Below are 26,914 nucleotides of genomic sequence, written 5' to 3' on the forward strand. Positions count from 1 at the left end.
GGGTCGCCGGGACGTCCGCCGCGGGCGTCTGCTCGTCCAGGGTGACGCCGGAGCCGCCGGCCACACCGGCCGCGCCCAGGCCCACGGTGTCCGCCTCGCGCGCCGTGCTCGGCGCCGCCGGAGCGGGGCGCAGAGTGCCCCGGGTGGCCGGAGCCGCGGCGTCGCGGCGGTGGGTCTGAGCGGCGGCGTCGGCGCTCGGGGCGTCGTGCTGGTCCACGGTCACCCCGGCACCGCCGGCCACGCCGGCGCCGGACTCGTCGGTCTCGCGGTCCGCCGCGGCGGTGTCGAACGCAGCCAGACCCCCGGCGGGCCTCACGGCCGGCGCCGGGCGCGCGTCCTTCTCGGCCGCCACCTCGTCCAGGCGGGAGAGCCGGGTCGGGGCGGCGGCGGCCGCCTGCTCACCCGGGGCGTCCGCGGTGTCCGCGGTGGTGCCGCGGCGCTCGAGCCGGGTCTCGGCGGCCTCGGCCTCGGCCTCACGACGACGGCGGGAGGCGATCACCGAGAGGATGATCAGGATCAGCAGCACGACGATGATCGCCGCGATGATCCAGTAGAGGGTGGACTGTGGCATGGGGGTGCTCCTCGGTCGTCTGGGGCGACCGGCCGGGCCGGGCGCCGCGTCTTGCTTCCCGCGCCGCCGCGCGGCGGGGAACCTGGTCTTGAGGATGACACGGGGCCCGGCCCCCCGACCAGGGATCAGCCCCGTCATCCCGCGGTTCCGCGCGGCCGGCACCGCCTACCATCGACGCCATGGACACGGCAGCCCTCTCCCCCAGCCCCTCCCCCGCCTCCGGCGCGGAGCACGCCCGCGTGCTCACGCTGGCCTGCACGAACCGCAAGGGCATCGTGCACGCCGTGACGGGCGCCCTGCTGGGCGTGGAGGCGGACATCACCGAGTCGCAGCAGTACGACTCCCCGGACACCGGCGACTTCTTCATGCGCGTGGAGTTCGTGACCCCGGCCACGCGGGAGGACATCGAGCAGGCGCTCGCGCCGGTGCGCGAGGAGTTCGGCATGCGCATGGGCCTGTGGGACGCGGCGCAGCGCATGCGCACCCTCGTGATGTGCTCCAAGGACGGGCACACCCTCAACGACCTGCTCTTCCAGCAGCGCGCCGGCACCCTGCCCATCGAGATCCCCGTGGTGGTCTCGAACCACCTGGACCTGCAGCCGCTCGCCTCCTTCTACGGCGTGCCCTTCATCCACGTGCCCGTCTCGAAGGACCCCTCGAGCCGGGACTCCAAGGAGGCCGCGGAGGACCGGCTGCGCGATCTGATCGCCCAGTTCGACATCGAGCTGGTGGTCCTGGCCCGCTACATGCAGATCCTCTCGGACGAGCTGTGCCGGGACCTGGCCGGGATGGCCATCAACATCCACCACTCGTTCCTGCCCTCCTTCAAGGGCGCCCGCCCCTACCACCAGGCGCACGAACGCGGCGTGAAGCTCATCGGCGCCACCGCCCACTACGTGACCGCCGACCTGGACGAGGGCCCGATCATCGCGCAGTCCGTGCAGCCGGTGACCCACGCCCAGACCGCCGCCGACTTCGTGGCCCGCGGCCGCGACGTCGAGGGCTCCACGCTCGCGCAGGCCGTGCGCTGGCACGCCCAGCACCGCGTCCTCGCGGACGGCCGGCGGACCGTCGTCTTCAGCTGAGCCCGGGACGACGGCGCCACGCGGCGCCGTCGTCCTGCCCGCCTAGGCTGGTGGCATGGCCCACATCATCACCGTCGCGGGTGCCACCCCGCGCATCCACGAGTCCGTCTTCCTCGCCCCGACCGCCGCGATCACCGGCGACGTCGAGATGGCCGAGCGTTCCTCGGCCTTCTACGGCGTCTCCGCCCGCGGTGACTCCGCCCCCATCCGCGTCGGGGCGGGCACCAACCTGCAGGACAACGTGGTGCTGCACGCGGACGAGGGCTTCCCGTGCACCCTCGGCGCCGGTGTCTCCGTGGGCCACTCCGCCGTGGTGCACGGGGCCACCGTGGAGGACGACTGCCTGATCGGCATGTCCGCCACGGTGATGAACGGCGCGGTCATCGGCGCCGGTTCGCTCGTGGCCGCCGGCGCCCTGGTGCTCGAGGGGACGCAGGTCCCGGCCGGCTCGCTCGTGGCGGGCGTCCCCGCGAAGGTCCGCCGCCCCCTCACGGACGAGGAGCGGGAGGGCCTCAAGAAGAACGCGGCCACCTACCTGCGGCTGTCCGCCGCGCACCGGGACGCCGTCGCCGGCTGAACCGGGCCCGGAGGATGTGGGACGGTGGGCACCATGCCCACCACTTCCACTCTCCCCCGCACCCGACCCGACGACGTCCCCGAGCGCCTGCTCATCCTCCCCGCGGCGCAGGACGTCGCCGACACCCCCTACGCCCACGCCCGGCGGCTGGCCGAGCAGGCCGTGGCCGACGTCGGCGGCACCGCCGTGGCCGAGGGCGACCCCTCCGCCACGGCCCTGCTGATGGTCCGCCCGATCCCGGTCGACACGCTCGCCGCGGCCCTGGCCGCCCACCCCCACGTGAGCTGGGTGCAGCTCCCGTTCGCCGGGATCGAGCCGTTCGTCCCGCTCGTGCGCAGCCGCCCGGACATCGTGTGGACGTCCGCCAAGGGCACGTACGCGCCGCCGGTGGCCGAGCACGCGCTGCTGCTCACCCTGGCCCTGCTGCGGGACCTGCCCGCGCGCGTCCGCGCCACCGCGTGGGGCCCCTCCTCCGGCCGCACCCTGAACGGCCTGAACGCCGTGGTCGTGGGCGGCGGCGGGATCGCACAGGAGTACATCCGCCTGCTCAAGACCTGGGACGTGCGCGTCACCGCGGTCCGCCGACGCGCGGGCGACGTGCCCGGCGCGGACCGCACCGTCACGACCGACTCCCTCGACGAGGTCCTGCCCGGCGCGCAGGTCGTGATGATCGCCGCGGCGGCCACCGAGGAGACCCGCGGCATGGTCGACGCCGACCGCGTCGCCCTCCTGGACGAGGACGCCGTGCTCGTGAACGTCGCCCGCGGGGCGCTGGTGGACACGGACGCCGTCGTCCAGGCCCTCGCGGCGGGTCGGCTGCACGGCTACGGCACGGACGTCACCGACCCCGAGCCGCTCCCGGAGGGCCACCCGCTCTGGACCGAGGAACGGGCCCTCATCACGCCGCACACGGCGGACACCCCGGAGATGTGCGTCCCGCTGCTCCACGCGCGGGTCGAGCGGAACCTGCGGGCCCGCGCGGCCGGGACGGAGCTGGAGGGCCTGGTGGACGCCGAGGGCGGGTACTGACCCGCCCCCGGCGTCCGCGGCGCCGGCTCAGCGGCGCGGCGCGTCCGCCTCGTGCTCGGCGGCGTCACGCTCGGCCGCCATCTCGATCTGGCGGCGGCGCTCCTCGCCGGCCCGGCGGGTCAGCTCGGCGCCGACCTCCGGGTCGCGGGTGAGGTTCTCACCGGTCGTCGGGTCGAACAGGTGCACCCGCGTGGTGTCCACCCACAGGCGGGTCGGCGTGCCCGGCCGGGCGCGGGACTCGCCGGAGAGGGTGGCCACGACGACGGGGCGCAGCTCATCCGCATCCAGGTCCTTGGCCAGCGCGGAGAGCATCTCGGCCACGGCCGGGTCCGGCTCGAACTCGATGTAGCCGTACTGCTCGTGGCCCAGCCACTCCAGGTGCGTGAGCGTCGCGTCGAAGGTGGAGCCCCGGTCGCGGCGGCTGTCCTCCACCAGCTCGGCGTCCTCGAAGAACTCCGGCCGCAGGCCGAGGAACACGATGTCCCGCCCCTCGGCGGCGCGGGCCTTCTCGGGCGGCACCGGGATGTCACCGATCGGCGAGGACAGCACGTGGCCGCCCTCCTTCTGCTTCAGCGAGGCGGGCAGGAAGTTCATCGACGGCGAGCCGATGAAGCCGGCCACGAACAGGTTGAGCGGCTGCTCGTAGAGCTCGCGCGGGCTGGCCACCTGCTGCAGCTCGCCCTTCTTGAGCACGGCCACCCGGTCGCCCAGGGTCATGGCCTCGGTCTGGTCGTGCGTCACGTAGATGGAGGTGGTGGCCAGGCGGCGCTGCAGCTGCGAGATCTCCGCGCGCATCTGCCCGCGCAGCTTGGCGTCCAGGTTGGACAGCGGCTCGTCGAAGAGGAACGCGTCCGCCTCGCGCACGATCGCCCGGCCCATGGCCACGCGCTGACGCTGGCCGCCGGAGAGGTTGCCGGGCTTGCGCTCGAGGTGGTCCTCGAGCTCGAGCACGCGGGCGGCGTCGCGCACCTTGCGGTCGATCTCCTCCTCGGAGGGCTTGTTGTCCTTGATCAGCCGCAGCGGGAAGGCGATGTTCTCGTACACCGTCAGGTGCGGGTACAGCGCGTAGTTCTGGAACACCATCGCGAGGTTGCGGTCCTTGGGGGCCGCCTCGTTCACGCGGCGGCCGTCGATCAGCATCTCGCCGTCGGTGATGTCCTCGAGGCCCACGATCATGCGCAGCAGCGTGGACTTGCCGGAGCCGGAGGGGCCCACGAGGATGACGAACTCGCCGTCCTCGATCTCCAGGTTCACGTCCTTGATGGCGTGGAAGCCGTCGTCGTAGGTCTTGTCGATGTGGTTCAGGGTGATGGAGGCCATCGGGGGGTCCTTTCGGGAGGTCTCGTGTGCGGGCCTCAGCCCTTCACCGCGCCGTTGGTCAGGCCGGCCACGATCTGACGCTGGAACGCCAGCACCAGGATCACGATCGGGATGGTCACGATGATCGCGGCCGCCGAGATGGCCCCGGTCGGCGACTCGAACTGCGAGGCGCCGGTGAAGAAGGCCAGGGCGGCGGGCACGGTGCGCGCGGTCTCGGTGGAGGTCAGGGAGATGCCGAACACGAAGTCGTTCCAGGCGATGAAGAAGGCGATGATCGCCGTCGTGAAGACGCCGGGGGCGGCCAGCGGGACGATCACCTTGCGGAACGCCTCGAGCGGGGTGGCGCCGTCCACCTGCGCGGCCTGGTCGAGCTCCCACGGGATCTGGCGGAAGAACGCGGCCAGGGTCCAGATGGAGATCGGCAGGGTCAGGGACAGGTAGGGGATGATCAGGCCGAGCCACGTGTCGTACAGCCCGAGGGTGCGCCACATGTTGAACAGCGGCGTCACCAGGGAGATGACGGGGAACATCGAGACCATCAGGGACACCGTGAGCACGATCCGCTTGCCCGGGAAGTCCAGGCGGGCGATCGCGTAGGCGCACAGCGTGGCCAGGATGACGGCGATGATCGTGGCGATCACGGTGATGCCGATCGAGTTGCGCAGCGCCGTGAGGAACAGCTCGCGCGAGCCGCCCACGAAGATCTCCTCGTAGTTCACGGTGGACCACTGGGTGGGCAGCAGCTTGCCGTTGGCGAGGTCGGCGGGCGTCTTGAAGCTGGTCGCGAAGATCGAGAACAGCGGGAAGAGGCACCACACGCCGATCACGACGGTGAGGATCCACCACAGTGCGGTGGCCTTTCCGGTGCCGCGACGGTGGGGCGCGCGGCCCTCAGGCGCGCGGCCCTCGGGGGCGGGAGCGGATGCGGCGGTGCTCACTTGGAACCTCCTCGGTCGGCCAGGTCCACCTTGAAGCCCTTGACGGCGATGACCGCCATGAGGGCCACGCACAGGAACAGGATCACGGAGACCGCCGAACCCATGCCGATCTCGAGCCGGCCGATGGACGTGCGGTAGGCCAGCAGCGAGAGGACCTCGGTGCCGTAGGCGCCGTTGGTCATGATGTAGATGGAGTCGAAGATGCGGAACGCGTCCATCGCGCGGAACAGGACGGCCACCATGATCGAGGCCTTCATGTTCGGCAGGATGACCAGCTTCATCCGCTGCCACCACGAGGCGCCGTCGACGGAGGCGGCCTCGGTGAGGTCGCCCGGCACCTGGGCCAGGCCGGCCAGCAGGAGCAGGGAGATGAACGGGGTGGTCTTCCAGATCTCGGAGAGCATGATCACGAACAGCGCGGTGCTGCCCTGCGCGAACCAGTTCAGGTCCGCGTCGACGCCCGGCAGCCACTCGAACCAGGCGTTGATGTAGCCCGAGTCGATCGAGAACATGTAGAACCACGCGAACGCGGAGACCACGGTGATGATGCCGTACGGCACCAGGATGATCGTGCGGATCAGGCCGCGGGTCTGCTTGATGGCGTGGTGCATGGCCAGGGCCAGCAGGAAGCCGAGGATGAGCTCGACCACCACGGTCACCACGGTGATCAGCAGGGTCACCCCGAGGCCCTTCCAGAACACGGGGTCCGTGAGGATCACGCCGTAGTTGCCCAGGCCCACGAACTCGCGGTCGCCCGGCGCGGTGAGCCGGTACTTGAACAGCGAGTCGTAGAGGGCCTGCAGGATCGGGTACAGGACCACGAACAGCATCACGAAGAACGCGGGGCCGGCCAGGAGCCAGCCGAGACGCGCCTCGGACTTCGCGCGCTGGGACTTCACCCGGCGGGGGCGACGACCCTCGGCGGCGCGCGGGGTGGATGCGGCGGGTGCGGTGTCGACGTGGCTCACAGCAGACGCTCCCCTCTCAGGACTTCCTGGATGAAGTCGTCGGTCTCGGCCGGGGTGGACTCGGAGACGCCCGACGGCGGCGCGTAGCGCTGCTGGATCGCGGTGGAGACCTCGTTGTAGTACGGGGTCTGCGGCCGCGGGGCGCCGAGTTCGAGGGACTCCCGGATGGTGTCCGCCATGGGGTACTTCTCGGCGACCTCGGGGGCGTCGTAGGCCGCCGGGTCGGCGGGCGGGTTGCCGTTCTCGACGAAGTACTGGCTCTGGTGCTCGGTGGTGGTGATGCAGGAGATCGCGTCCCAGGCGAGGTCCTGGTGCTCGGACTTCGCGCCCACCCCCAGGTTGATGCCGCCCACGGGCGGCGCGGCGTCCTCGCCCTCGACGGTGCGGGGGTAGACGGCCCAGCCGATGTCCTCGGGCAGGTCCTCCGGCAGCGAGCCCTCCTCCACGGAGCCGAGGGTGGCCGGCCAGACGAACGGCCAGTTGACCATGAACGAGCCGTTCTTGCCCTGGAAGAGCAGCATGGAGGCGTTCTCGTCCTGCGTCGGCAGGCCGGCGCTGCCGAGACCCTCCTTGCCGATCGTGGAGATGATCCGGGCGGCCGTGCGGCCGGCCTCGGAGTCGAGGTTCGTGGTGACCTCGTCCGTGGGCGCCTCGGCGTTGGGGACGATCTGCTCCCCGCCGCCCTCGATGAGCGCGTTGAGCCACACGGTCATGGACTCCGCACGGGCGCCCTGGACGGCCAGGTCCTTGTCCTGGCTGCGGGCGGCCTCGATCAGCTGGTCCCACGTGACGGGCTGGGACATGTCCAGCCCCGCGGCCTCGGCGACCGACTTGCGGTACCAGAGCAGCTGCGTGTTGGCCCAGAACGGGACCGTGACGAGCTCGTCCTTCCAGCTGGCGGCCGCGAGCGCGCCCTCCAGGGCGTTGTCCTTCGCGTACGCCTGCATCTCCTCCGGCACGGGGGCCAGGAAGCCGGGCTCGGCGAGCTCGGGGACGAACGGCGGGTCGAGGGACATGATGTCCATCGACGTGTCGCCCGCGGCGAGGCGGCGGGTCAGCTGCTCGCGCTGGGAGGCGGCGTCCGTCGGAAGCATGGACGTCTCGACTCTGTACCGGCCGTTCGCGGCGTCGGTGCACTGGGCGGCGATCTTCGCCTGCCCGCCGTCGTCGGGGTTGGTGTACCAGGTCAGGGTGGGCGTCTGCTCGGCCGGAGCACACCCGGCCAGGATCAGCGCGCCCGCGGCGACGGCGCCGGCCAGCGTGGCCCGGCGCCGTTGACGTGCCCGCGTGTCGTGTCTCACAAGTGGAACCTCAATCGATGCGAGTCGGATGTGACGGCCATCATCACGCATCACAGCGATTCCTGCACGTTTCGCGGACCCCTTTCTCAGCGGGCGCGGCGGTTCGTCCGGGCGGTCGGCTCCGCGGCGGCGGGATCCTCGGGCCACGGGTGCTTGGGGTAGCGCCCCCGGTTCTCAGCGCGGACCTGCGCGTAGGGGCCGGCCCAGAAGGAGGGCAGGTCGGCGGTCACGGCGAGCGGGCGACCTGCCGGGGAGAGCAGGTGCAGGACCACCGGCTCACGACCGTCCGCGACAGCGGGGGTGACACGCGCCCCGAAGAACTCCTGCAGCTTGGCGGCGACCACGGGCGGGGTGTCCTCGTGGACGGCCGGATAGTCCACGACGACGGCGCGCCCGCTCGGCACGGGCAGACGCTCGGGGGCGAGCTCGTCCAGCCGCCCCGCCTCCGGCCACGGCAGGGCACCGCGCAGCAGCGCCTCGGCGTCCAGGCGCGCGAGGGGCCGCCCCGCGGCCAGGTCGGCCGCGAGCCCGTCGACCAGCGCGTCCAGGCCGGGCAGCGCCGCGTCCGAGAGGTCCGGCCACGGGGCGCCGAGGACGCGGTGGAGCAGGTGCACCCGGCGGCGCAGGCGTTCGGCTCGACCGCTCGGGTCGAACCGGGCGAGGCCGTCGGCGGCGAGTGCGGCGCGCACGGCCTGCGCGGCGGCGTCGGGGGCGACGCGGGCCGGCGTCTCCGCCAGCACGAGCGCGCCCAGCCGGTCCACGCGTCGGCCGGTGAGCCGGTCCCCGCGCCAGTCGGCGGTGTCCTCGGTGCGCCGCAGGCCCGCGCCGGCGAGCTCGGCGAGCGGCCGGTCGATCGGCGCGGCCGCGCGGATCGCGGCACCCATGCCGGCCGCGTCCCCGGCCACGCGGGCGACCTCGGCCACGGCCAGCCACTCCTGCCCCGCCAGGCCGCCGCCGGCGGCGTCGCGGGGCAGGGCCGCGCGGGTGCCGGAGGTGAGCAGGTACGCGCCCGCCTCCCCCGCGCGTCGGGCGATCCACGCGGGGAAGGCCAGGGCGGCCACGAGGCCGGCGGGGTGGCGCCGCGCGGTCGCCGTCGCCTCGGGCCCGGGCTCGCCCGGGGCGTGGTGTGCGTGCCGACGGGCGAGTCGTTCCAGTCGGTCCGCCTCCCGACGCCAGCGCCCTGCCTCCGGGTGCCGGCCGTCCCGCACGGACGCGACCAGCGCCTCGAGGTCGGCCCCGGGGGCGCGCAGGTCCAGGGCGAGGGCCGCCGTCGCCTCGGCCGCGGGGCGGGGCCCCGTCCACAGTGCCGCGCGCAGGAGGGCGTGGCCGAGCGGCGGGTCCAGGGGCAGCTCGGCCAGGACGGCGCCGTGCGGGGTGATGCGCCCGTCCGCGTCCACCGCGTCGAGGGAGGCGAGCGTGCGCTCGGCGGCGGCCATCGCGTCGGCCGGCGGATCCTCGGGCAGGGTCAGCCCGCGGCCGCCCGGGGCGCCCCACGCCGTGAACGCCAGGGCCACCGGCGCGAGGTCGACGACGGCGAGGGCCGGCGTCGGGGCTGCGGGCGCGGTGCCCAGGGCTGCAGCGGTGTGGCAGCGGACCACGGTGCCGGGGCCGAGGCGGGCGGCGCGGCCCGCGCGCTGGCCGGCGGCCGCCCGCGAGGCCTGGACGGTGACGAGCCCGGCCATGCCGCGCCCCCGGTCCCGGCGCGGCTCGCGGGCCAGGCCCGAGTCGATGACGAGGCGCACCCCCGGCACGGTCAGCGAGGACTCGGCGACCGCCGTCGCGACGACGACGCGCGGCACGGCCGGGTCGGCGCGGCCGGCGAGCGCGGCGTCCTGGTCGGCGGGTTCCTGGCGGCCGTGCAGGACGCGGACCTCGGTGTCCGGGGCGAGCGCGGCGACGCGCCCCGCGACGGCCTCCACCTCGGCCACGCCGGGCAGGAAGACGAGGGCGTCCACGGTCGGGTCGGCGTCGAGCGCCTCGGCGTGGGCGCGTGCGGCCGTGGCCGCGACGTGGTCGAGGAAGGCCCGGTCCACGCGGCCCTCGGCCGTGAGGCGGTGGCCGCGGAAGGGGGTGTGCTCCTCGCGCAGCGGGTGCAGCACGGCCGGGGTGGAGACCACGGGCAGGGGCGAGTCCTCCCCCATGCCGCGGGCCCAGCGGGCGGCCAGGGCCGCCGCGTCCACGGTGGCGGACATGGCCACGAGCGCCAGCTCGGGACGCAGCTGCCGCAGGTCGGCGAGGAGGGCGAAGAGCACATCCGTGTCCAGGTCCCGCTCGTGGACCTCGTCCAGGACCACCGCGCCCACGCCATCGAGCCCGGGGTCGGCGAGGAGGCGGCGCAGCAGCAGGCCCGGGGTCACGAACTCGACGGCCGAGGCCCCGCCGCCCGCCGCGTCGCCGCGCACGGCGTACCCGACGGCGGCGTCCCCGAGCCGAGCCTGCGCGTCGGGGTCGGCGCCGGGCTGCGCGTCGGCCGCGGCGGCCAGCACCGCCGTGCGCAGCCGCCGCCACGCCGCGCGCACCGCGACGCGCCGCGGCTGCGTGACCAGGACGCGCCCACCGCCGTGGTCCGCGAGCCGGACCGCGAGCGCGGGCGGGACCACGGTGGTCTTGCCCGTGCCCGGGGGCGCCTCGACGACGGCCGCCCCGCGCGCGTCCAGCGCCGCCTCGAGGTCGGGCAGGGCGGCGGCGAAGGTCAGGCCAGTGCTGAGGCGGCCCAGAGCGGCGGAGAGGCAGGCGGGGACGGAGACGGGATCGACGGGGGTGGGCATCGGGACCATTGTCGCGAAGAACGCCCGGCTGTTTCTCCGCCACGTGACTGGAGTCGCGGGCACGTGTGCTTGACTGTCGATGTGACGCAGAGTGCAGACGGGCCACAGGCCATGGATTACTTCGACAGGATTCAGAATCGCCTGGAGGGGCGGGAAGCTGGCGTCCCTGGATGGCTGGGGGCGAAGAACGCGACCCGTCAGTTCGCTGCGCAGATCGGGATCAGGACTCCTGAACAGCTCTTCAAGGGGCCGCTGTCCGATCTCGAGCGGTTCGATTTCCCCGAGCGGTGCATCGTCAAGCCTGGCTTCGCCTCCACGTCCATCGGGGTGCATCTGCTCGAACGCCGCGGGGCCGAGCTGTGGGATCTTGTGAAAGACGAGCCTGTGACAGTTCCGGGGCTCATCGAGACGCTGCGTGAGATCGAGGGCAGGTACGACCTGAGCCCCGACGACGGCGAGTTCCTTGTCGAGGAGCTGCTGAGTGACCGTCGTGGAGTGACTCCGCCGGCCGATGTCCGGTGCTACATGTTCCAGGGCGAGTGCGGTTTCGTACTGGTGGAAGACCACATCGCGGGGCCCGCCGCAGCGTCATACTTCAACGGTGACTTCTCACCGATGACGGACGTCCATGACCGATTCGGTGTGCACCCTGGAGTCACTCATCTGGAGTCCATCGTCGACGCTGCAGAACCCCCGGCGGGAGCCGAGGAACTCTTGGCCGTGGCTCGCCGCGTGAGCACAGCGGTGCCTTCGGCGTTCTGCCGCGTGGATCTCTACGACACCCCCGCTGGCCCGGTGCTCGGTGAGATCACGTTCTACCCAGGCACCTTCTTCTATAAGAACCGGAAAGTCATGGCTCCGGAAGAGGCCGCCCGGCTGGGAAAGATGTGGGACGCGGCAGAGAAGCGACTCGCTGGCTCGCTTCTCATCGATGCGCCGAAGCGCAATTGATCGGGCGGGACCAAGAAATACGGCCATAGCCCCCGGCCCTCCGCTTGGCCCGCAGACCAGGCGGAGGACGGGGACGCTCCAGACGGCGCGCCAAGCGCGCCGCCTGACGCCCTCACCAGGCCGTTGCGGCGCCCGCGGAAACCGGGGCCCCCTCCCGGATGACTCGCACCAGGTCCGCGATGGACCCGCTGGGAACACGATGCACCAGGCCGGTGCCCGCGAAGAGGTCCCAGACCGGAAGGTCCGAGGCAGCCACACGAAGCCCGGCGTTCGTCGCCTCCGCCACGGCGTAGCCGAAGGACTCCTTGAGCGACGTGGACACCAACCAGCCGTCCGCGTCCCTGACCGAGCGGTAGAACTCCCCCAGCGCCTGTGGCGTGAGGTTCAGGTAGAGACGCACACGCTCCAGGACGCCCAGACCCGCAGCCTCGGCGAAGAAGCGCTCCGCACGATGTGGGTCGTCCTCCAGGCTCACCACGACATGCCCCACGTACTCCTGGGGAAGAGCCGCTATGACCCTCAGGAAGTGCGCGTACGCCTTCCCCTGGTCGAACCGCCCGACCCACAGCAGCGGAATCGTGCCCGGCCCATCGCCGAATCCGGAGTCGGCGATGAACTGCGCTGACCCCTGCTCTCCGAAAGTCTCGACATCCACGAGGTTGGGCTCCACCGCCAGGCGGAAGCGGAGACGACGCGGAAGCAGCGGCTGAATCTCCCGCGCCATGATCTGGGAGGGCACGACGACGGCGGCCAGCCGGTCCAGTTCCAGCGCTCCGAGTTCCTTCTCGATGACGGGGATGCTGGACGAATGGAATTCATACGTCACGGCGACATGGTCCAATGCCGACAACACGTTGGCCGTGGCCGGGTGGCTGAGGACAGACACGGACTCGTAGTCGAACTGGTGGGCCAGGTGCGTCAGATAGGGCCCCGACCTGCTCTCCTGGATCAGGCGCACGTGGACGTTGGCCATGTCGGAGAATGCGTCCGAGCCCCCTCGGTCGTGAAGGAACACCGCGTCGAACTGGACGTCAGGCTCAGCCTGGGCCCGGCCCCGGATGACGGCGGAGACGCCGCCCTTGGACAGATTGGGGTAGAAGATCAGCTTGCGCATCAGTCGCGTCCCTCCGTCGTGATCCCGTAGTAGGACAGCAGGCGTTCGGCCCGGTCATCCCAGTCGCTCGACTGGACGAAGGACTCCATGGCCTCCCTTTCGCCAGGTGCCCATGGCGTGCTCAGTGCCTCGTCGAGTTTCTCCACGAACTCGTCCACTCCCCGATGGACCCAGGTCGACGGATACGTCTCCACACTCCCCATGGGCGCGGTGACACAACGCAGACCCCATGCGAAGTACTCGTAGATCTTGTTCGGGTCGACCGATCGGGTGAGCGGGATGTCCAGGAACGGGATGAGTCCGGCCTTCCAGCCGGTGACGATGTCCGCCAGCTGCTCGTGGGAGCGGGGGCCCAGAAGGTGGACATTGGAAGGCAGTGACATGCCCTGGGGCGCACCGTGACCGATGATCTCGAAGACGGTCTCCGGCATACGCCGGGCTGCTTCAGCGATCAGCGGCCAATCGAACCAGGAGGGCGTCAGGTGCCCGACGTACCCGGCCACCCGCAGGTGTTCACGTCGGTCGAAGCTCTCCTCAGTCCTCAGGCCCTCCGACTGGTCGATGACGTGACGGTTGACCGCGTTCGGAATGACCGCGTGGTCGCGCAGGGCCGGCCACATCGACACGAGCTTGGCGTCGAGCGCGGTACTGACGCTGACGACCTTGTCGGCCACGATCAGCATCTGCCGCTCCAATGCGGGCGAATACCACTTGGAGTAGCCCACGCGATTGAACTCCTCCATGTCGTCACGGCACTCGTAGACGACCTGCCAGCCAAGGGTCTTCAGCTGGGTGCCGAGGGCGACGGCCCCAATCGACGGAAAGGAGCTGCAGATGTAGGTGTCGCCCATGGACCGCCGTCGGGTAGTCAAGCCGCGCACCAGCCGGCCGAAGTCCTTGCGGGCGACCTGGAGGATCCGATCGGACACCCGCGCCGGGAACTCCTGGAGTGACGAGAACGGCAGGAACACGACCCACACCCCGGCCCTCTCGAAAGCGCGTGCCAGGTTGTTGGGCCGCAGGGACAGCGTCTCGTGTCCGAGCGGAGGTGCGGTGGTGTCGATGACGAGCAGGGTGTCGCCCTCCGGGATCTCCGCGAGGAAGGCGTCGATCTCGGCAGCCGAGGAGCGGACCTCCGTCACGTCGACCTCGGCCTGCATCATGACGTCAGAGTTTCCCCACCCGCGTCGGCCCTGGATGCGGACCCATCGAGCCTGCGACGGGACCGCAATCTGGAACTGCGTCTCAAGGGGGCCTTCTGCGGCCCCCCGCAGCTGGACGAAAGGTCCGAACGTCGGATTCTGGGGGAGGTCCGACGGTCCGGGAAGGGGACGTCCTGCTTCATCCAGGAAGCCGACGGTGAGGAGCGCCGTGCTCTTCTCGGTCGGCAGGCTCGCATGGACGACCCCTTCTATGGAGGCGGTGCCCGGGCTCACCGGCACGTGCTGGACGAAGTCCCATACCCGGACGCGCGTGTCCGGGCTGAACGGGGCCACTGGCGTGTCCAGCGGATGGACGTGGCGCAGGACCATCGGGGCGCCGTTCACGCGTACGGGGAACTCCGGTTTCCACGCGTGGCCCTGCAGCACAAGATGGGCCGCCGAGTCCGGCACCGTGACATCGAAGGCGGTGACGCGCTGGCCTTCACCGCCGGAGAGGTACCGGTACTCTCCCAGGCTCGGCGAGACGTGGGTCCACCCCTCGACCTCCACCCGTTCTCCTGCTGCGTCTTCGAACCTCAGCTGTACCAGCGCCGCCCCTCGCGCATCTGCGTCATTGACGTGCTGGATCGCGACGCTGAGGAGCTCGCCAGGAGCCACTGGAACGTGGTGCGCGAGATCGGAGACGTCGGGCAGGGATTCTCCCGGCCCTTCGGCGTGCTCTAGAAGGATCATCGACCCTGCTTTCCATGAGTTTTATGGCGAGTGGACGGTGCCGCCCGCGGGCACCACGACTCAACATACGTGACCGAGGGTGAACCCCGCTCTTCGTATGCGACATGGTGCTCCACACCGCCTCCGCCACGCTGTCCCGGGGCTGTCCCACTGACTAGGCTGTGACCCATGACCACACCCGTCCAGGAGCACCTCGATCGCCTCACCTCGGCCCACGCGGGCGAGGGGGAGGTCCCGGACGGGGTGGGCGTCGCGATGCTCATGGTGGACGGTCACCGCTACGTCTCCGGATCCATGACGCCCGTGCCGCTCGCCACGCTCGCCTCTCCCCTGTTCCACGCGCAGGCCCTCGAGGACCTCGGCGCGGTGCGGGTGGGCGAGCGCGTGGGAGCCGCCCCCGTGCGCGACCTGGACCACCGGGTCGAGGTGGACGCCGTCACGGGCCTGCCGCACAACCCGCTGCAGAACGCGGGCGCGGTGGCCACCGCCTCCCTCGTGAAGGGCCGCGGTGGCCGCGACCGCACCGCGCGCATGATGCAGCTGCTCTCCGCACTGTTCGACCGCGAGGTCACCGTCACGGAGTCGGCCGCGCGCGCCGAGAACCGCGCCCAGCACCACACCCGGTCCGCTGCCTGGCTGATGAAGTCCCTCGACACCCTGGACGCCGACCCCGAGACGCTGCTCGAGGACATCGCCACGGTGCGTGCCGCCGCCGTGACCGTGGAGGACCTCGCCCTGCTCGCCGGCACCCTCGCGCACGGTGGCGTCCACCCCGTCACCGGGGACCGTGTGCTGAGCGAGGAGACGGTCCGCGGTGTGCTCTCCGTGATGGACTCCTGCGGCATGGACACCCGGGACTCCCGGTGGGCGTACGACGTCGGCCAGCCCGGCTGGGCGTCCACGCGGGGCGGCACGGTGCTCGTGGTGGTGCCGGGCCACCTCGGTCTGGCGCTGCAGTCGGACACGACGGACGAGAACGGGCTCGGCGCCGCGGCGATGGCCGCCCTGCGGACCATCGTCGAGGACTTCGAGCTGCACCCGTCGGTGGTCACCGGTTCCCCGCGCGCGGCTCTGCGCACCCACTACCGGATCGACCAGGCCCCCTCGGGCACGGTGCGCAGCGCCGTCGTCCTCGAGGCGCTCGGGCGGTTCGCGGACACCGTGCACGTGATGGAGCTGGGCGGTCACCTCGGCTTCAGCCAGGTGGACGCGATCGCCCGCGTCAGCCGCGGTCTGCCGGAGGTCCTCGAGACGCTCGTGGTGGACATGCGCTCGGTCAGCTCCATCTCCCGTCCGGCCCGGCTGCTGGTGGCCCAGTGGTTCGCCTGCGCGCTGGGCAACGGGCTCGACGTCGTCGTCGTGGACCGGGACGCCGCGGAGATGAAGGAGCTGATGTCGGCCGTCGAGGAGTCCGTGGAGGTGGACCTGCCCGAGCCGCTGCAGGATGAGGCCGAGGGGGTGGACCCCGCCGCCGAGGGCGCGCAGTTCGTGTTCTTCGACTCCCGCTCGCGGGCCGCCCAGTGGGCCGAGCAGCGGCTGCTCTCCCGGCACGCCCCCCACCTGCTGCCGCGGGACGCCCAGGAGGCGGCCGTAGCACCCCTGCTGCAGCACCTCTCCGCGGACGACGCGCGTCTGCTCGAGTCCATGATGGACGAGCGGGTCTACTCGGACGGCCAGATCATCCGCCGCGCCGGCCAGCCGTTCGGCGGCATCTACGTGATCGTCTCCGGCACCGTGGAGCTCTCGGGTCAGGGCACGGGCAGCCGCCGCGTGCGCCGCACCCTGCTCACCCCGGGGATGACGTTCGGCGAGATGGCCCTGGGCCAGCCCGGCCGCCAGCCCTCCACCGTCCGCGCGCGCGGGCCGGTCACGGCGCGAGTCCTCACCGCCCAGGTGATGGTCGCGCTCCAGGAGGGCTTCCCCCAGCTGGCCCTGGCCCTGTGGGAGGCGCTGGCCCGCGACGCGTTCACCGCGCTGGGCCAGCTCATCCGGGAGACCGGCGCGCTGCAGGACTGACGACCCGTGGGGGCAGCGTCCCCGTGGGACGCTGCCCCCACCCCCGTCACCGCCCGAGGACGTGGCGCAACGCGCCCTCCAGTTCGGGGTCGCGCATCTCGTAGCCGGAGGAGACCAGCCGGTCCGCCAGGACCTTCTGGTCGGCCGCGACGGTCTCCACCCGGCCCTCCTCGCCCAGCAGCAGGCGCGGCCCGGCCTCGGGCACCGGGATGACCGCGGGCCGGCGCAGCACCCGCCCGAGCACGGTGGCGAACTCCCGGGCCGTGACCGGCTCGGGCGCCACCGCGTTGACCGGGCCGGTGACGCCGTCGTCGAGCACCGCGTGGGCGAAGGCCCCCGCGATGTCATCCGCGCCGATCCAGCTCAGCCACGGGCTGCCGTCGTGGCTCTCCCCACCCGAGGTCGCGACCGGACCGCCGAGACCCGCGAGGAACAGCGGCAGCACCTGCTGCAGCATGCCCCCGGCCGGGCTCAGGACCACGCCGGTCCGCAGCATCGCGACCCGGATCCCGGCCCCCTCGGCGCGCCGGGCCTCCGCCTCCCAGTCCGCGACGACCTCGGCGAGGAAGTCGTCCCCGGGCTCCAGATCCTCGACGAGGCCGCTGCCGAACGGGCCCGTGCCCGCGTCCGCCCCGTAGTACCCGATCGCCGAGCCGTTCACGAGCGCCCGCGCCCGCGCGTCGTCCCCCTCCCGATCGGCGATCCGGTCGAGCGCGTCCACGAGGGTGCGCGTGCCGCGCACGCGCGAGTCGTGCACGGCCTCCTTGTGCGCGTCCGAGAACCGGCCGGCGATGGGCTCGCCCGCCAGGTTCACGACGACGTCGGCCTCGGCCAGGGCGTCCTCGTCCACGGTCTCCCGGCCGGGGTCCCACAGCGCCGCGTCCAGCGCGCCGGCCTTCTTCGGGCTCCGCACGAGCCGGATGACGCGGTGGCCGCCGGTGGTGAGCAGGGCACAGAGCTGCCGGCCGATCAGTCCGCCGGACCCCGTCACGGCGACCGTGCGAGCCGGCCCGCCGACGAGGGGGCCGGGATGGGCGGCGTGGAAGTCCAGGTCATCGGCCATCACGCGGGCCCGATAGGCGAACTGGCGGCCCAGCTCCGCCTCGAAGGCCTCGTGGGTGCGGCGCGAGGCCGCGGCGCCCAGACCGGGCACGCGGGACACCAGGGACTCCCCCGGCAGGGCGTACTCGATGTGGTCCGTCACGACCGTGCCCCGCCGGCCGTCCGCCGTGTCCGCCTCACCGGGCGCGGCGTCATCGAGCAGGTGCGTGTGCCGCCAGGAGGCGAGAGGGCCGGAGACCATCTCGTCCCGGAACATGCGGCCCTCCTCGTAGGCCGTGTGGCGGGCCCGCCACGGCACCGCGGGCGCGGCCCCGCCGGGCAGGCGGGAGGCGACGGCGTCCGGCAGCAGGCCGGTGAGCATCCCGTGGGCCGCGCCGGCGAACAGGCCGGCCGCCCCGGGGGCCTGGATGCGCAGCCGCGACTCGGAGCCCACGCGGAGGCCGTCCGTGGGTCCCTGGACCACCTCGCCCGCGAAGGGCGGGGTGAGCCGCTCCAGCGCGCCGGGGTTCTCCAGCCAGCGGAAGACCACCTCACGCGGGTGGCGCAGGAGGGTGCGATGCTCGAAGACGCGGATCTCGGTCATGGACGCCAGCCTGACACAGGGAGGGGACGCGCGAACACCTGTCCGGGCCGGGCCGTGCAGGACAATGAGGGGATGGACCTGCTTCCCGAGCTGCGCTGGACCGCCGCCGCCCTGCCCGCCACCGAGCTCACCCTCGTGGCCGTCTTCTCCCCCGAGGACCAGACGGTGCGCGCCTCCGGCGTGGCCGTGCCGGAGGACTCGGAGCCCCCCGCCGCCGCGATCGGGCGCCTCCTCGAGACGCTCATGGACCGGCTCGTGGCCCTGGACCCGGAGACCGCCGACCGCGAGATGAACCCGCGCCCCGTGGAGCCGCGCCCGGGCGTGTCCCAGCCCGTCGCCGACGCCCTGGCCGCCTACGCCGCGGGGGACGTGGCCGCGCTCGACGCCCTCGACGTCACCCAGCCGGGCACCGCGTTCCGGCAGCGGGCGTGGCGGGAGCTGCGCGGCATCGCCCCCGGCTCCCCCGCCACCTACGGCGGCCTGGCCGAGCGGTGCGGGGCCCCGCGGGCCGTGCGCGCCGCCGGCGGGGCGTGCGCCGCCAACCTGGTGGCCGTCGTCGTGCCCTGCCACCGCGTGGTGCGCGCCGACGGCGCGGCCGGCCACTACCTCTACGGCACCGCCGCGAAGCAGGCCCTGCTGGCCCACGAGGCGGCCCACGCGGGCTGACCACCCCCTCGCCACGGCAACGTCGGTTGAGTTGTCACGGGTCCGGGGCACGCACACCCGTGACAACTCAACCCGCGTTGCGGGCGGGGAGCCGTCTCGGGTGGCCGGGTGGCCGGGGGTCGGCGTCGGGCGCCGGGGAACGAGAAGGGGCCGGGCCGCGCGCTCCACGCACGCGACCCGGCCCCCGACGCTCAGGCGCTCAGACGGAGATCTTGTCCACGATCGCGTTGAGCGTCGCGGACGGACGCATCACCGAGGTGACCTTCTCCATATCCGGCGCGTAGTAGCCGCCCAGGTCCACCGGGGAACCCTGCACGCCGTTGAGCTCGGCCAGGATGGTCTCCTCCTGGGCCCCCAGCTCCTCGGCGATCGGCTTCGCCGCGGCCGCCAGCTCGGCGTCCTCGGTCTGCTTCGCCAGCTCGCGGGCCCAGTACAGCGCCAGGTAGAAGTGGCTGCCGCGGTTGTCCAGCTCGCCGACCTTGCGCTTCGGGGACTTGCCCTCGATCAGCAGGGTGCCGGTGGCGGCGTCCAGGGTGTCCGCCAGGACCTGCGCGCGGTGGTTCTCGTTCGCGACCGCCTCGTGCTCGAAGGACACGGCCAGCGCGAGGAACTCGCCGAGGGAGTCCCAGCGAAGGTGGTTCTCCTCCAGCAGCTGCTGCACGTGCTTCGGGGCGGAGCCGCCCGCGCCGGTCTCGAACAGGCCGCCGCCGTTGAGCAGCGGGACGATCGACAGCATCTTCGCGGACGTGCCCAGCTCGAGGATCGGGAACAGGTCCGTGTTGTAGTCACGCAGCACGTTGCCGGTCACGGAGATGGTGTCCTCGCCGCGGCGGATGCGCTCCACCGAGAGCTTGGTGGCCTCCACCGGGGAGAGGATGCGCAGATCCAGGCCCTCGGTGTCGTGCTCCTTGAGGTACTCCTCGACCTTCTTGATGAGCTCGCGGTCGTGGGCGCGGGTCTCGTCCAGCCAGAACACGGCCGGGGTCTGGGACGCGCGGGCGCGGGTCACGGCCAGCTTCACCCAGTCGCGCACCGGGACGTCCTTGGTCTGGCAGGCGCGCCAGATGTCGCCGGCCTCGACGTCGTGGGAGAGCAGGGTCTCCCCGGCGGAGTTCTTCACGGCCACGGTGCCCGCGGCGTCCATGATGAACGTCTTGTCGTGCGAGCCGTACTCCTCGGCCTTCTGCGCCATGAGGCCCACGTTCGGGACGGTGCCCATGGTGGAGGGGTCGTAGGCGCCGTTGGCCTTGCAGTCGTCGATCACGGCCTGGAAGACGCCGGCGTAGGAGGAGTCCGGGATGACGGCCAGGGTGTCCTGGGTCTGGTCGTGCTTGTTCCACATGCGGCCGGAGTTGCGGATCATGGCGGGCATGGAGGCGTCCACGATCACGTCGGAGGGCACGTGGAGGTTGGTGATGCCCTTGGCGGAGTTCACCATGGCCACGTCCGGGCCGTTCTCGTAGGCGGCGGCGATGGCGGCGCGCACACCCTCGGCGGTCTCGGCGTCGAGCTTGTCCAGGCCGCCCTCGATCGCGGCGAGGCCGTTGTTCGCGGACAGGCCGGCGGCGGCCAGCTGCTCGCCGTACTTCTCGAACAGCTCGGAGAAGTAGGCCTTCACGACGTGGCCGAAGATCACCGGGTCGGAGACCTTCATCATGGTGGCCTTCAGGTGCGCGGAGAAGAGGATGCCCTCCTCCTTGGCGCGCTTGACCTGCTCGGCGAGGAACGCGTCCAGGGCCTTGGCGGACATGAACGTGCCGTCCACGACCTCGCCCTTGAGGACCTTCAGGCCCTCCTTGAGCACGGTGGTCTTGCCGTCCTCGCCGGTGAACTCGATCGTCAGCACGTCGGCGGACGGCAGGGTCACGGACTGCTCATTGGCGCGGAAGTCGTCCGCGCCCATGGTGGCGACGGCGGTCTTGGAGTCCGGGGTCCACTCGCCCATCGAGTGGGGGAAGCGCTTGGCGTACGCCTTCACGGCCTTCGGGGCGCGGCGGTCCGAGTTGCCCTCGCGCAGCACCGGATTCACGGCGGAGCCCTTGACCGAGTCGTAGCGCGCCTTCGCGTCCTTCTCCGCGTCCGTCTTCGGCTCGTCCGGGTACTCCGGCAGCGCGTAGCCGTGCGCCTGCAGCTCCTTGATCGCGGCGCGCAGCTGCGGCACGGACGCGGAGATGTTCGGCAGCTTGATGACGTTGGCCTCGGGGGTCTTCACGAGCTCGCCGAGCTCGGCGAGGGCGTCCGCGGTGCGCTGCTCCTCGGGCAGGACGTCCTTGAACGCGGCGAGGATGCGGCCGGCCAGCGAGATGTCACGGGTCTCCAGCTCCACGCCGGCGGTGCCCGCGTAGGCGCGCACGATCGGCAGCAGCGACGCGGTGGCCAGCATGGGCGCCTCGTCCGTGAGCGTGTAGATGATCTTCGACATGCGGATGATCTCTCCTTCTGGCCGCACTCGAGACGCGGCCCTCGTCGGCAGGGAACGGGTGACTCGCCGCCAATCTACCCGGCGTCTCGGACGCGCCACACCGTGTGTGGCTCGGCGTCAGCGCCCCCGGCCGTCGCCGGCGCCCTCGCCGGGCCGGGCGGGGTCGCCCGGGTACCAGGGGGGCGCCGCCGTCGTCGGGGGCGCCCCCCTGACGACGGCGGCGCGGCCGGTCCGGCGGGCCCGCCCCGGAACGCCTCGCCGAGGCAGGCCGCGTGCCGCACCTGCTCGGCCTCCCGCCGGCGTCGCCGCTCCCCCTCGGTGAACGACTGCCCGGCGCCGAGGGCGGTGACCGCGGCGAAGGCGACCCCCAGGAACCCGAAGAACGTGCCCCACGCGGCCCCTGGAGGCACGGCGGTGTGGATCGTGGCCGGCTCAGATGCCGAGCACGGCCTGGGCGATGAAGAAGTAGACGACCAGGCCGAGGGCGTCCACGAGCGTCGAGATGAACGGGTTCGAGAACACGGCGGGGTCGGCGCCGATCGTGCGCGCCGCCAACGGCATGAGGCCGCCGACGGTGGCGGCGAAGGCGCACACGGTGAACAGCGTCGCCCCGATCACGAGACCGACGGGCCACGAGAACACGAGCCCGGCGATCACGAGGCCCAGCAGGCCGATGCACCCGCCCAGGGCCATGCCGACGCGCAGCTCGCGGAACATCACGCGCGGCGCGTCGCGGGGCCGGACGTCGTCGAGGGCGAGCGCCCGGGTGACCGTGGTGGCCGCCTGGTTGCCCGTGTTGCCGCCGGTGCCGATGATCAGCGGGATGAACAGCGAGAGGACGACCATCTCCTCGAGCGTGTCCTCGAAGACGCCGAGCACCTGCACGGTGAGGGTGGCGCCGACCGCGAGCACCAGCAGCCACGTGATGCGCGAGCGCATCAGCGCCAGCACGGAGGTCGCCAGATAGGGCCGGCCGAGGGGCTCCACACCACCGGCGCGCGCCGCGTCCTCCGTCGACTCCTCGTCGAGGACCTCGAGGGCGTCGGCCACGGTGAACACGCCGATCAGGCGCCCCTCCGAGTCCGTCACGGGGATCGTCCACAGGCGGCGGTCCGCACAGAGCCGGGCCACCTCCTCGGCGTCCTCGGTGGCGACCGCGGACACCGGTTCCCGCATGATCTCCGAGACCCGCGCGTCGAGCGGCTGCGTGACCAGGACGGAGACGTCCACGACGCCGGTCAGGCGCGCCTGCGGGCTCACCACCGGCACGGAGACGATGGCGGCCTGCTCTCGGCCGCCGTGGTCCCGGAGGTTCTCCAGGGCCACGGCCACGGTCCAGTCCTCGCGCAGACGCACCGGCGCCATGCGCAGCCGGCGGCCCACCGAGTCCGCCGGGTAGCCCAGGAGCCGACCGACCTCGCCGCGCGCCTCGGCGTCGAGCCCGGCGAGCATCTTCCGGGCCACGGTGGCCGGCATCTCGTCGAGGAGCCGGGCCTGGCCCGAGACCCGCAGCTCGGCGAAGAGGTCCTGGACCTGACCGTCCTGGAGCTTGCGCACCAGGTCGGACTGCTGGCCCGTCTCCATCGCCGCGAAGACGTGGACCGCCGTCGACTTGTCCAGGAGCCGGAACAGCACGGGGACCATGCGCGGCTCGGAGCGGTCGAGCAGTTCGAGCGCGTCGCCCGGGGACAGCGCGCGCAGCAGCTCGACCGCGCTGTCGAGGTCGTCCCTGCGCAGGTGCTCGCGGATGCGGTCCTCGACGCTCTCAACCTCGCGGCGGGTCATCGCCTCGTCACCTCCTGGGGGTCGCGGGGGCCCGGTCCGGGCCCCCGTCCGGCAGCGGCGCGCCGCGCTCAGCCGTGGAAGAAGTGGCGCGCCCCGGTCAGGTACAGGGTCACGCCGGCGGCCTCGGCCGCGGCCACGACCTCCTCGTCCCGGACGGAGCCGCCCGGCTGGACGACGGCCTTCACGCCGGCGTCGATGAGGATCTGCAGCCCGTCCGCGAACGGGAAGAACGCGTCCGAGGCGGCCACGGACCCGCGGGCACGCTCGGGGGCGCCCTCCCCGGAGACGTTCTCCGCGCCGCCGGCGCTGCTCACGTCCTGCCCGCCGGTCTGCGCGGCGCCCAGGGTGTTGGCGCGCTCGACGGCCAGGCGGCAGGAGTCGAGGCGGTTGACCTGGCCCATGCCCACGCCCACCGTGGCGCCGTCGTGGGCCAGCAGCACGGCGTTGGACTTGGCCGCGCGCACGGCGCGCCACGCGAAGGCCAGGTCGGCCAGGACGGCGTCGTCGGCGGCCGGGCCGGCGGCGAGGGTCCAGGTGGCCGGGTCGTCGCCGTCCGCGTCCACCGCGTCCGCGATCTGCAGCAGCATGCCGCCGGAGACCTGCTTGGCCTCCACCGCGTCCCGCAGGAAGCCCTCGGGCAGGCTCAGCAGGCGCAGGTTCTTCTTGGCCGAGAGGATCTCCAGGGCCTCGGGCTCGAACGCCGGGGCCACGACGACCTCCGTGAACACGTCCTTCACCTGGGCGGCCATGGCGGCGGTGACGGGGCGGTTGGCCGCGATCACGCCGCCGAACGCGGAGACCGGGTCGCACGCGTGGGCCTTGGCGTGCGCCTGCGCGATGTCCGTGCCCGCGTCCGTGACGGCCACGCCGCACGGGTTGGCGTGCTTGACGATCGCCACGGCCGGGACCGGGTGGTCGAAGGCGGCGCGCGCCGCGGCGTCGGCGTCCACGTAGTTGTTGTAGCTCATCGGCTTGCCGTGCAGCAGCTCGGCCTGCGCGATGCCGGGGGCCGCCGAGGAGTCCAGGTACAGCGCCGCGGGCTGGTGCGGGTTCTCGCCGTAGCGCAGGATCTGCGCGCGCTCGAGGGAGAAGCCGGCGTAGGGCGGGAACACGGGGATCTCGTCGGCGTGCGTGTCCTCGCCGAAGTGGGCGGCGGTCCAGGCGGCCACGGCGTTGTCGTACGCCGCGGTGTGGGCGAAGGCCAGGGCGGCCAGGCGCCGGCGGGCGCGCAGGTCGAAGCCGCCGGACTGGGCGGCCTGGACGACCTCGCCGTAGCGGGCCGGGTCCACGACGATCGCCACGGACGCGTGGTTCTTCGCGGCCGCGCGCACCATGGACGGCCCGCCGATGTCGATCTGCTCGACGACGGCGTCCTCCGCGGCGCCCGAGTTCACGGTGTCCACGAACGGGTAGAGGTTCACGACGACGAGGTCGAACGGCTCCACCTCGAGCTCGCGCAGCTGGGTCACGTGGTCCTCGCGACGACGGTCGGCCAGAATGCCCGCGTGCACGCGCGGGTGCAGCGTCTTCACGCGGCCGTCCAGGCACTCCTGGAACCCGGTGACCTCGGCGACCTCGGTGACGGGGACGCCGGCGGCGGCGATGCGCTGGGCGGTGGAGCCGGTCGAGACGATCTGCACGCCCGCGGCGTGGAGCCCGGTGGCGAGCCCCTCGAGGCCGGTCTTGTCGTACACGGAGATCAGGGCCCGCTTCAGGGGCACCGTGTCCAGGACGGTGGTGGTGGGCTGGGCAGAGGTCACGAGGGGGCGCTCCTTCGAGGGGGTCCGGGTGTCCTCCAGCATAGGCCGGGCCGCATAATGGCCCAGGCGTCCGCGTGACGGACCGCCCCCCACTCCACCCGACGAACGGGAGCCGACCATGTCCTCCGCCACCCCGCCCCGCCCCAGCGCCGACGGCGCGCACCCCGGGCCCGCGCCCGACGTCGTCGCCCCCGACGCCGCCCTGCCCACCGGTGAGGCGGTCGTCCAGGAGCTGCCGTGGCGCTGGTCCGTCCAGGGCCGCATCTTCCTGATCGGCGGCCTGGGCTTCATGTTCGACGCGTGGGACGTCACGCTCAACGGCGTGATGATCCCGCTGCTGCGCGAGGAGTGGGCCCTGGACAAGGCCGACGCCGCGTGGATCGGCACCGCCAACCTCATCGGCATGGCCGTGGGCGCGTTCCTGTGGGGCACCATCGCGGACCGCATCGGCCGCAAGGCGGCGTTCGCGTGGACGCTCGCGATCTTCTCCGTGTTCACGATCGCGGGCGCGCTGACCGACTCCCTGCTGTGGTTCGCGCTGTTCCGCTTCGTGGCCGGCATGGGCCTGGGCGGCACGATCCCCGTGGACTACGCGCTCGTGGGCGAGTTCACCCCGCGCCGGCTGCGTGGCCGCGTCCTGGCCGCGATGGACGGCTGGTGGCCCGTCGGCGCCGCGCTGTGCGGCCTCGTCTCCGCCTGGCTCGTGGGCACGTGGGGCGACTGGCGCCTGCCCCTGCTGGCCATGGTCCTGCCGGCCCTGCTCGTGTTCGTCGTGCGCCTGGGCATCCCCGAGTCCCCGCTGTTCCTGATGAGCCGGGGCCGCGAGGCACAGGCCCGCGCCGTCATCGACCGCATGGTGGCGGCCACCGGCGCGCCCCGCCGGCCCTACACGATGCCCCCGGCCGAGCCGGCCCGCTCCGGCGGCGTCGGCGCGCAGCTCGCCGCGGTCTGGCGGTTCTCCCCGCGCATCACCGCGATCGCCTGGGCCCTGTTCGTGGCCATCATGCTCGTCTACTACATCGCGTTGCAGTGGCTGCCGACGTTCCTCATCGACGCCGGCTACGCGGAGGGCCGCGCCTTCATCATGACCTCCGGCATGGCCGCGGCCGGCTTGCTCGGCGTGGTCGTGGCCACCGTGCTGATCGAGGTCACCGGCCGCCGCTGGCTGCTGGCCGTCAGCGCCGTCGTCGCGAGCGCCCTGACCGTCTGGCTGGCGAGCGTGCTGGACGTGCCCGCCGCGGTGCTGCCGCTCGTGCTGGCGTTCGGCTTCGTGGTGCAGGTCGCGATCCCGGTGCTCTACACGTACGTCTCCGAGCTGTACCCGACGACGCTGCGCGCCTCCGGCTTCGGCTGGGCGTCGGCGGCCTCGCGGGTGGGCGCGGGCCTGGGTCCGCTGCTCTTCGTGGGCACGCTGGTCCCCGCCCTCGGGCTGCCGGGGGCGTTCGCCGTCACCGGCGGGCTCGTGGTCCTGGCCTGCGCGGCGATGCTGGCGCTGGCCCCGGAGACCCGCGGCCGCGCCCTCGAGGTCAGCGCCGACTGAGCTCGCCGAGCACGCGCAGCAGCAGGGCCCGCTCCTGGACCTTGATGCGCTCGTGCAGCTCGGCCTCGGTGTCCGTGTCCAGCACGGGCACCGCGGCCTGGGCGAGGATCGGGCCGGTGTCCACGCCCGCGTCCACCACGTGCACGGTGCAGCCGGTGACCTTCACCCCGTGCGCCAGCGCGTCCCGGACGCCGTGGGCCCCCGGGAAGGAGGGCAGCAGGGCCGGGTGGGTGTTGAGGATGCGGCCGTCGAACCGCTCGAGCAGCGGGGCGCCCAGGATCCGCATGAACCCGGAGCACACGACCCAGTCCGGCGCGTAGGCGGCGACGGCGTCCGCAAGCGCCTCGTCCCACGCGCGCCGGTCCGCGTGGTCCTTCGGGGACACCACGAACGTCTCGATCCCGTGGGCGCGGGCGCGCTCCAGGCCGCCGGCGTCGGCGACGTCGGCGCCCACCGCGGCGATCTCCACGTCCAGGGCGCCGGAGGCGACGGCGTCGAGGACGGCCTGCAGGTTGGTGCCGGAACCGGAGACGAGGGCAACGATGCGCATGCGCCCATCGTAG

The 26,914-nt window shown here is 72.9% G+C and carries 19 protein-coding genes and 1 pseudogene; 7 read left to right on the forward strand and 13 right to left on the reverse strand.

From position 1 onward, the window contains the following. Window positions 1-571 (reverse strand): annotated as a pseudogene (locus QL983_RS03275) (hypothetical protein); the annotation flags it as partial. A gap of 179 nt (window positions 572-750) precedes the next feature. Between QL983_RS03275 and purU the strand changes: the two are divergent. Genes purU through QL983_RS03290 form a run of 3 tightly spaced genes read left to right on the forward strand, consistent with a single transcriptional unit; the run spans window position 751 to window position 3,262 of the window. Then, window positions 751-1,656 (forward strand): formyltetrahydrofolate deformylase, encoded by a 906-nt coding sequence (purU, locus tag QL983_RS03280; RefSeq protein ID WP_036314586.1) that lies wholly within the window; start codon window positions 751-753, stop codon window positions 1,654-1,656. Window positions 1,657-1,711: 55 nt separating this feature from the next. Further along, entirely contained in the window at window positions 1,712-2,233 is a 522-nt protein-coding gene (locus QL983_RS03285; RefSeq protein ID WP_036314590.1) for a gamma carbonic anhydrase family protein, read from the forward strand. A gap of 24 nt (window positions 2,234-2,257) precedes the next feature. Beyond that, entirely contained in the window at window positions 2,258-3,262 is a 1,005-nt protein-coding gene (locus QL983_RS03290) for a D-isomer specific 2-hydroxyacid dehydrogenase family protein (protein WP_206481314.1), read from the forward strand. 27 nt (window positions 3,263-3,289) lie between these two features. Here the strand turns inward: QL983_RS03290 and ugpC are convergent, their stop codons facing one another. From ugpC to QL983_RS03315, 5 genes are all read right to left on the reverse strand, one after another. After that, on the reverse strand, window positions 3,290-4,582 hold the full coding sequence (gene ugpC, locus QL983_RS03295; protein WP_206481313.1) for a sn-glycerol-3-phosphate ABC transporter ATP-binding protein UgpC: 1,293 nt from the start codon (window positions 4,580-4,582) through the stop codon (window positions 3,290-3,292). Between the two features lie 35 nt (window positions 4,583-4,617). Then, a complete protein-coding gene (locus QL983_RS03300; RefSeq protein WP_080695865.1) occupies window positions 4,618-5,520 on the reverse strand; it encodes a carbohydrate ABC transporter permease in 903 nt (300 codons plus the stop codon). Beyond that, entirely contained in the window at window positions 5,517-6,488 is a 972-nt protein-coding gene (locus QL983_RS03305; RefSeq protein WP_041102962.1) for a sugar ABC transporter permease, read from the reverse strand. The genes QL983_RS03300 and QL983_RS03305 overlap by 4 nt, the downstream gene beginning before the upstream one ends. After that, window positions 6,485-7,789 carry an extracellular solute-binding protein gene (locus tag QL983_RS03310; RefSeq protein ID WP_063188962.1) on the reverse strand — a complete coding sequence of 435 codons (1,305 nt, stop codon included), beginning with the start codon at window positions 7,787-7,789 and terminating at the stop codon, window positions 6,485-6,487. The genes QL983_RS03305 and QL983_RS03310 overlap by 4 nt, the downstream gene beginning before the upstream one ends. Before the next feature lie 86 nt (window positions 7,790-7,875). After that, window positions 7,876-10,557, reverse strand: coding sequence for an ATP-dependent helicase C-terminal domain-containing protein (locus QL983_RS03315; protein WP_144879213.1), 2,682 nt, complete (start codon window positions 10,555-10,557; stop codon window positions 7,876-7,878). A gap of 111 nt (window positions 10,558-10,668) precedes the next feature. On the opposite strand from QL983_RS03315, the gene QL983_RS03320 reads away from it, so the two are divergent. Continuing rightward, a complete protein-coding gene (locus QL983_RS03320) occupies window positions 10,669-11,508 on the forward strand; it encodes an ATP-grasp fold amidoligase family protein (protein WP_078025811.1) in 840 nt (279 codons plus the stop codon). Window positions 11,509-11,620: 112 nt separating this feature from the next. Here the strand turns inward: QL983_RS03320 and QL983_RS03325 are convergent, their stop codons facing one another. After that, window positions 11,621-12,622 carry a glycosyltransferase gene (locus tag QL983_RS03325; RefSeq protein ID WP_095347287.1) on the reverse strand — a complete coding sequence of 334 codons (1,002 nt, stop codon included), beginning with the start codon at window positions 12,620-12,622 and terminating at the stop codon, window positions 11,621-11,623. Then, entirely contained in the window at window positions 12,622-14,517 is a 1,896-nt protein-coding gene (locus QL983_RS03330) for a glycosyltransferase family 1 protein (RefSeq protein ID WP_138976774.1), read from the reverse strand. Before QL983_RS03330 ends, QL983_RS03325 begins: the two co-directional genes overlap by 1 nt. Window positions 14,518-14,685: 168 nt before the next feature. Between QL983_RS03330 and QL983_RS03335 the strand changes: the two genes are divergently transcribed. Continuing rightward, window positions 14,686-16,533 (forward strand): glutaminase, encoded by a 1,848-nt coding sequence (locus QL983_RS03335; RefSeq protein ID WP_101965722.1) that lies wholly within the window; start codon window positions 14,686-14,688, stop codon window positions 16,531-16,533. A gap of 46 nt (window positions 16,534-16,579) precedes the next feature. Here QL983_RS03335 and QL983_RS03340 read toward each other — a convergent pair whose 3' ends face one another. After that, window positions 16,580-18,178: a TIGR01777 family oxidoreductase gene (locus tag QL983_RS03340; RefSeq protein WP_101965721.1), complete on the reverse strand. Its 1,599-nt coding sequence runs from the start codon at window positions 18,176-18,178 to the stop codon at window positions 16,580-16,582. A 72-nt stretch (window positions 18,179-18,250) separates the two neighbouring features. Here QL983_RS03340 and QL983_RS03345 point away from each other — a divergent pair, with 72 nt between their 5' ends. Further along, window positions 18,251-18,844: a methylated-DNA--[protein]-cysteine S-methyltransferase gene (locus QL983_RS03345; protein WP_134416276.1), complete on the forward strand. Its 594-nt coding sequence runs from the start codon at window positions 18,251-18,253 to the stop codon at window positions 18,842-18,844. 199 nt (window positions 18,845-19,043) lie between these two features. Here QL983_RS03345 and QL983_RS03350 read toward each other — a convergent pair whose 3' ends face one another. The 3 genes from QL983_RS03350 to purH all read right to left on the reverse strand — a co-directional run bounded on the left by QL983_RS03350 (window position 19,044) and on the right by purH (window position 24,811). Beyond that, window positions 19,044-21,266: an NADP-dependent isocitrate dehydrogenase gene (locus QL983_RS03350; protein ID WP_127435262.1), complete on the reverse strand. Its 2,223-nt coding sequence runs from the start codon at window positions 21,264-21,266 to the stop codon at window positions 19,044-19,046. Between the two features lie 432 nt (window positions 21,267-21,698). Beyond that, entirely contained in the window at window positions 21,699-23,051 is a 1,353-nt protein-coding gene (gene mgtE, locus QL983_RS03355; protein WP_230297401.1) for a magnesium transporter, read from the reverse strand. Window positions 23,052-23,119: 68 nt separating this feature from the next. Next, entirely contained in the window at window positions 23,120-24,811 is a 1,692-nt protein-coding gene (gene purH / locus QL983_RS03360) for a bifunctional phosphoribosylaminoimidazolecarboxamide formyltransferase/IMP cyclohydrolase (RefSeq protein WP_230297400.1), read from the reverse strand. Between the two features lie 118 nt (window positions 24,812-24,929). Between purH and QL983_RS03365 the strand changes: the two genes are divergently transcribed. Next, window positions 24,930-26,351 carry an MFS transporter gene (locus QL983_RS03365; RefSeq protein ID WP_101965719.1) on the forward strand — a complete coding sequence of 474 codons (1,422 nt, stop codon included), beginning with the start codon at window positions 24,930-24,932 and terminating at the stop codon, window positions 26,349-26,351. Here the strand turns inward: QL983_RS03365 and purN are convergent. Then, window positions 26,338-26,901, reverse strand: coding sequence for a phosphoribosylglycinamide formyltransferase (gene purN, locus QL983_RS03370; RefSeq protein ID WP_041102979.1), 564 nt, complete (start codon window positions 26,899-26,901; stop codon window positions 26,338-26,340). The genes QL983_RS03365 and purN overlap by 14 nt on opposite strands. Window positions 26,902-26,914 lie beyond the last annotated feature (13 nt).

The sequence above is a fragment of the Micrococcus sp. APC 4021 genome (assembly GCF_030407635.1).
GTDB classification, from domain to species: Bacteria; Actinomycetota; Actinomycetes; order Actinomycetales; family Micrococcaceae; genus Micrococcus; species Micrococcus luteus.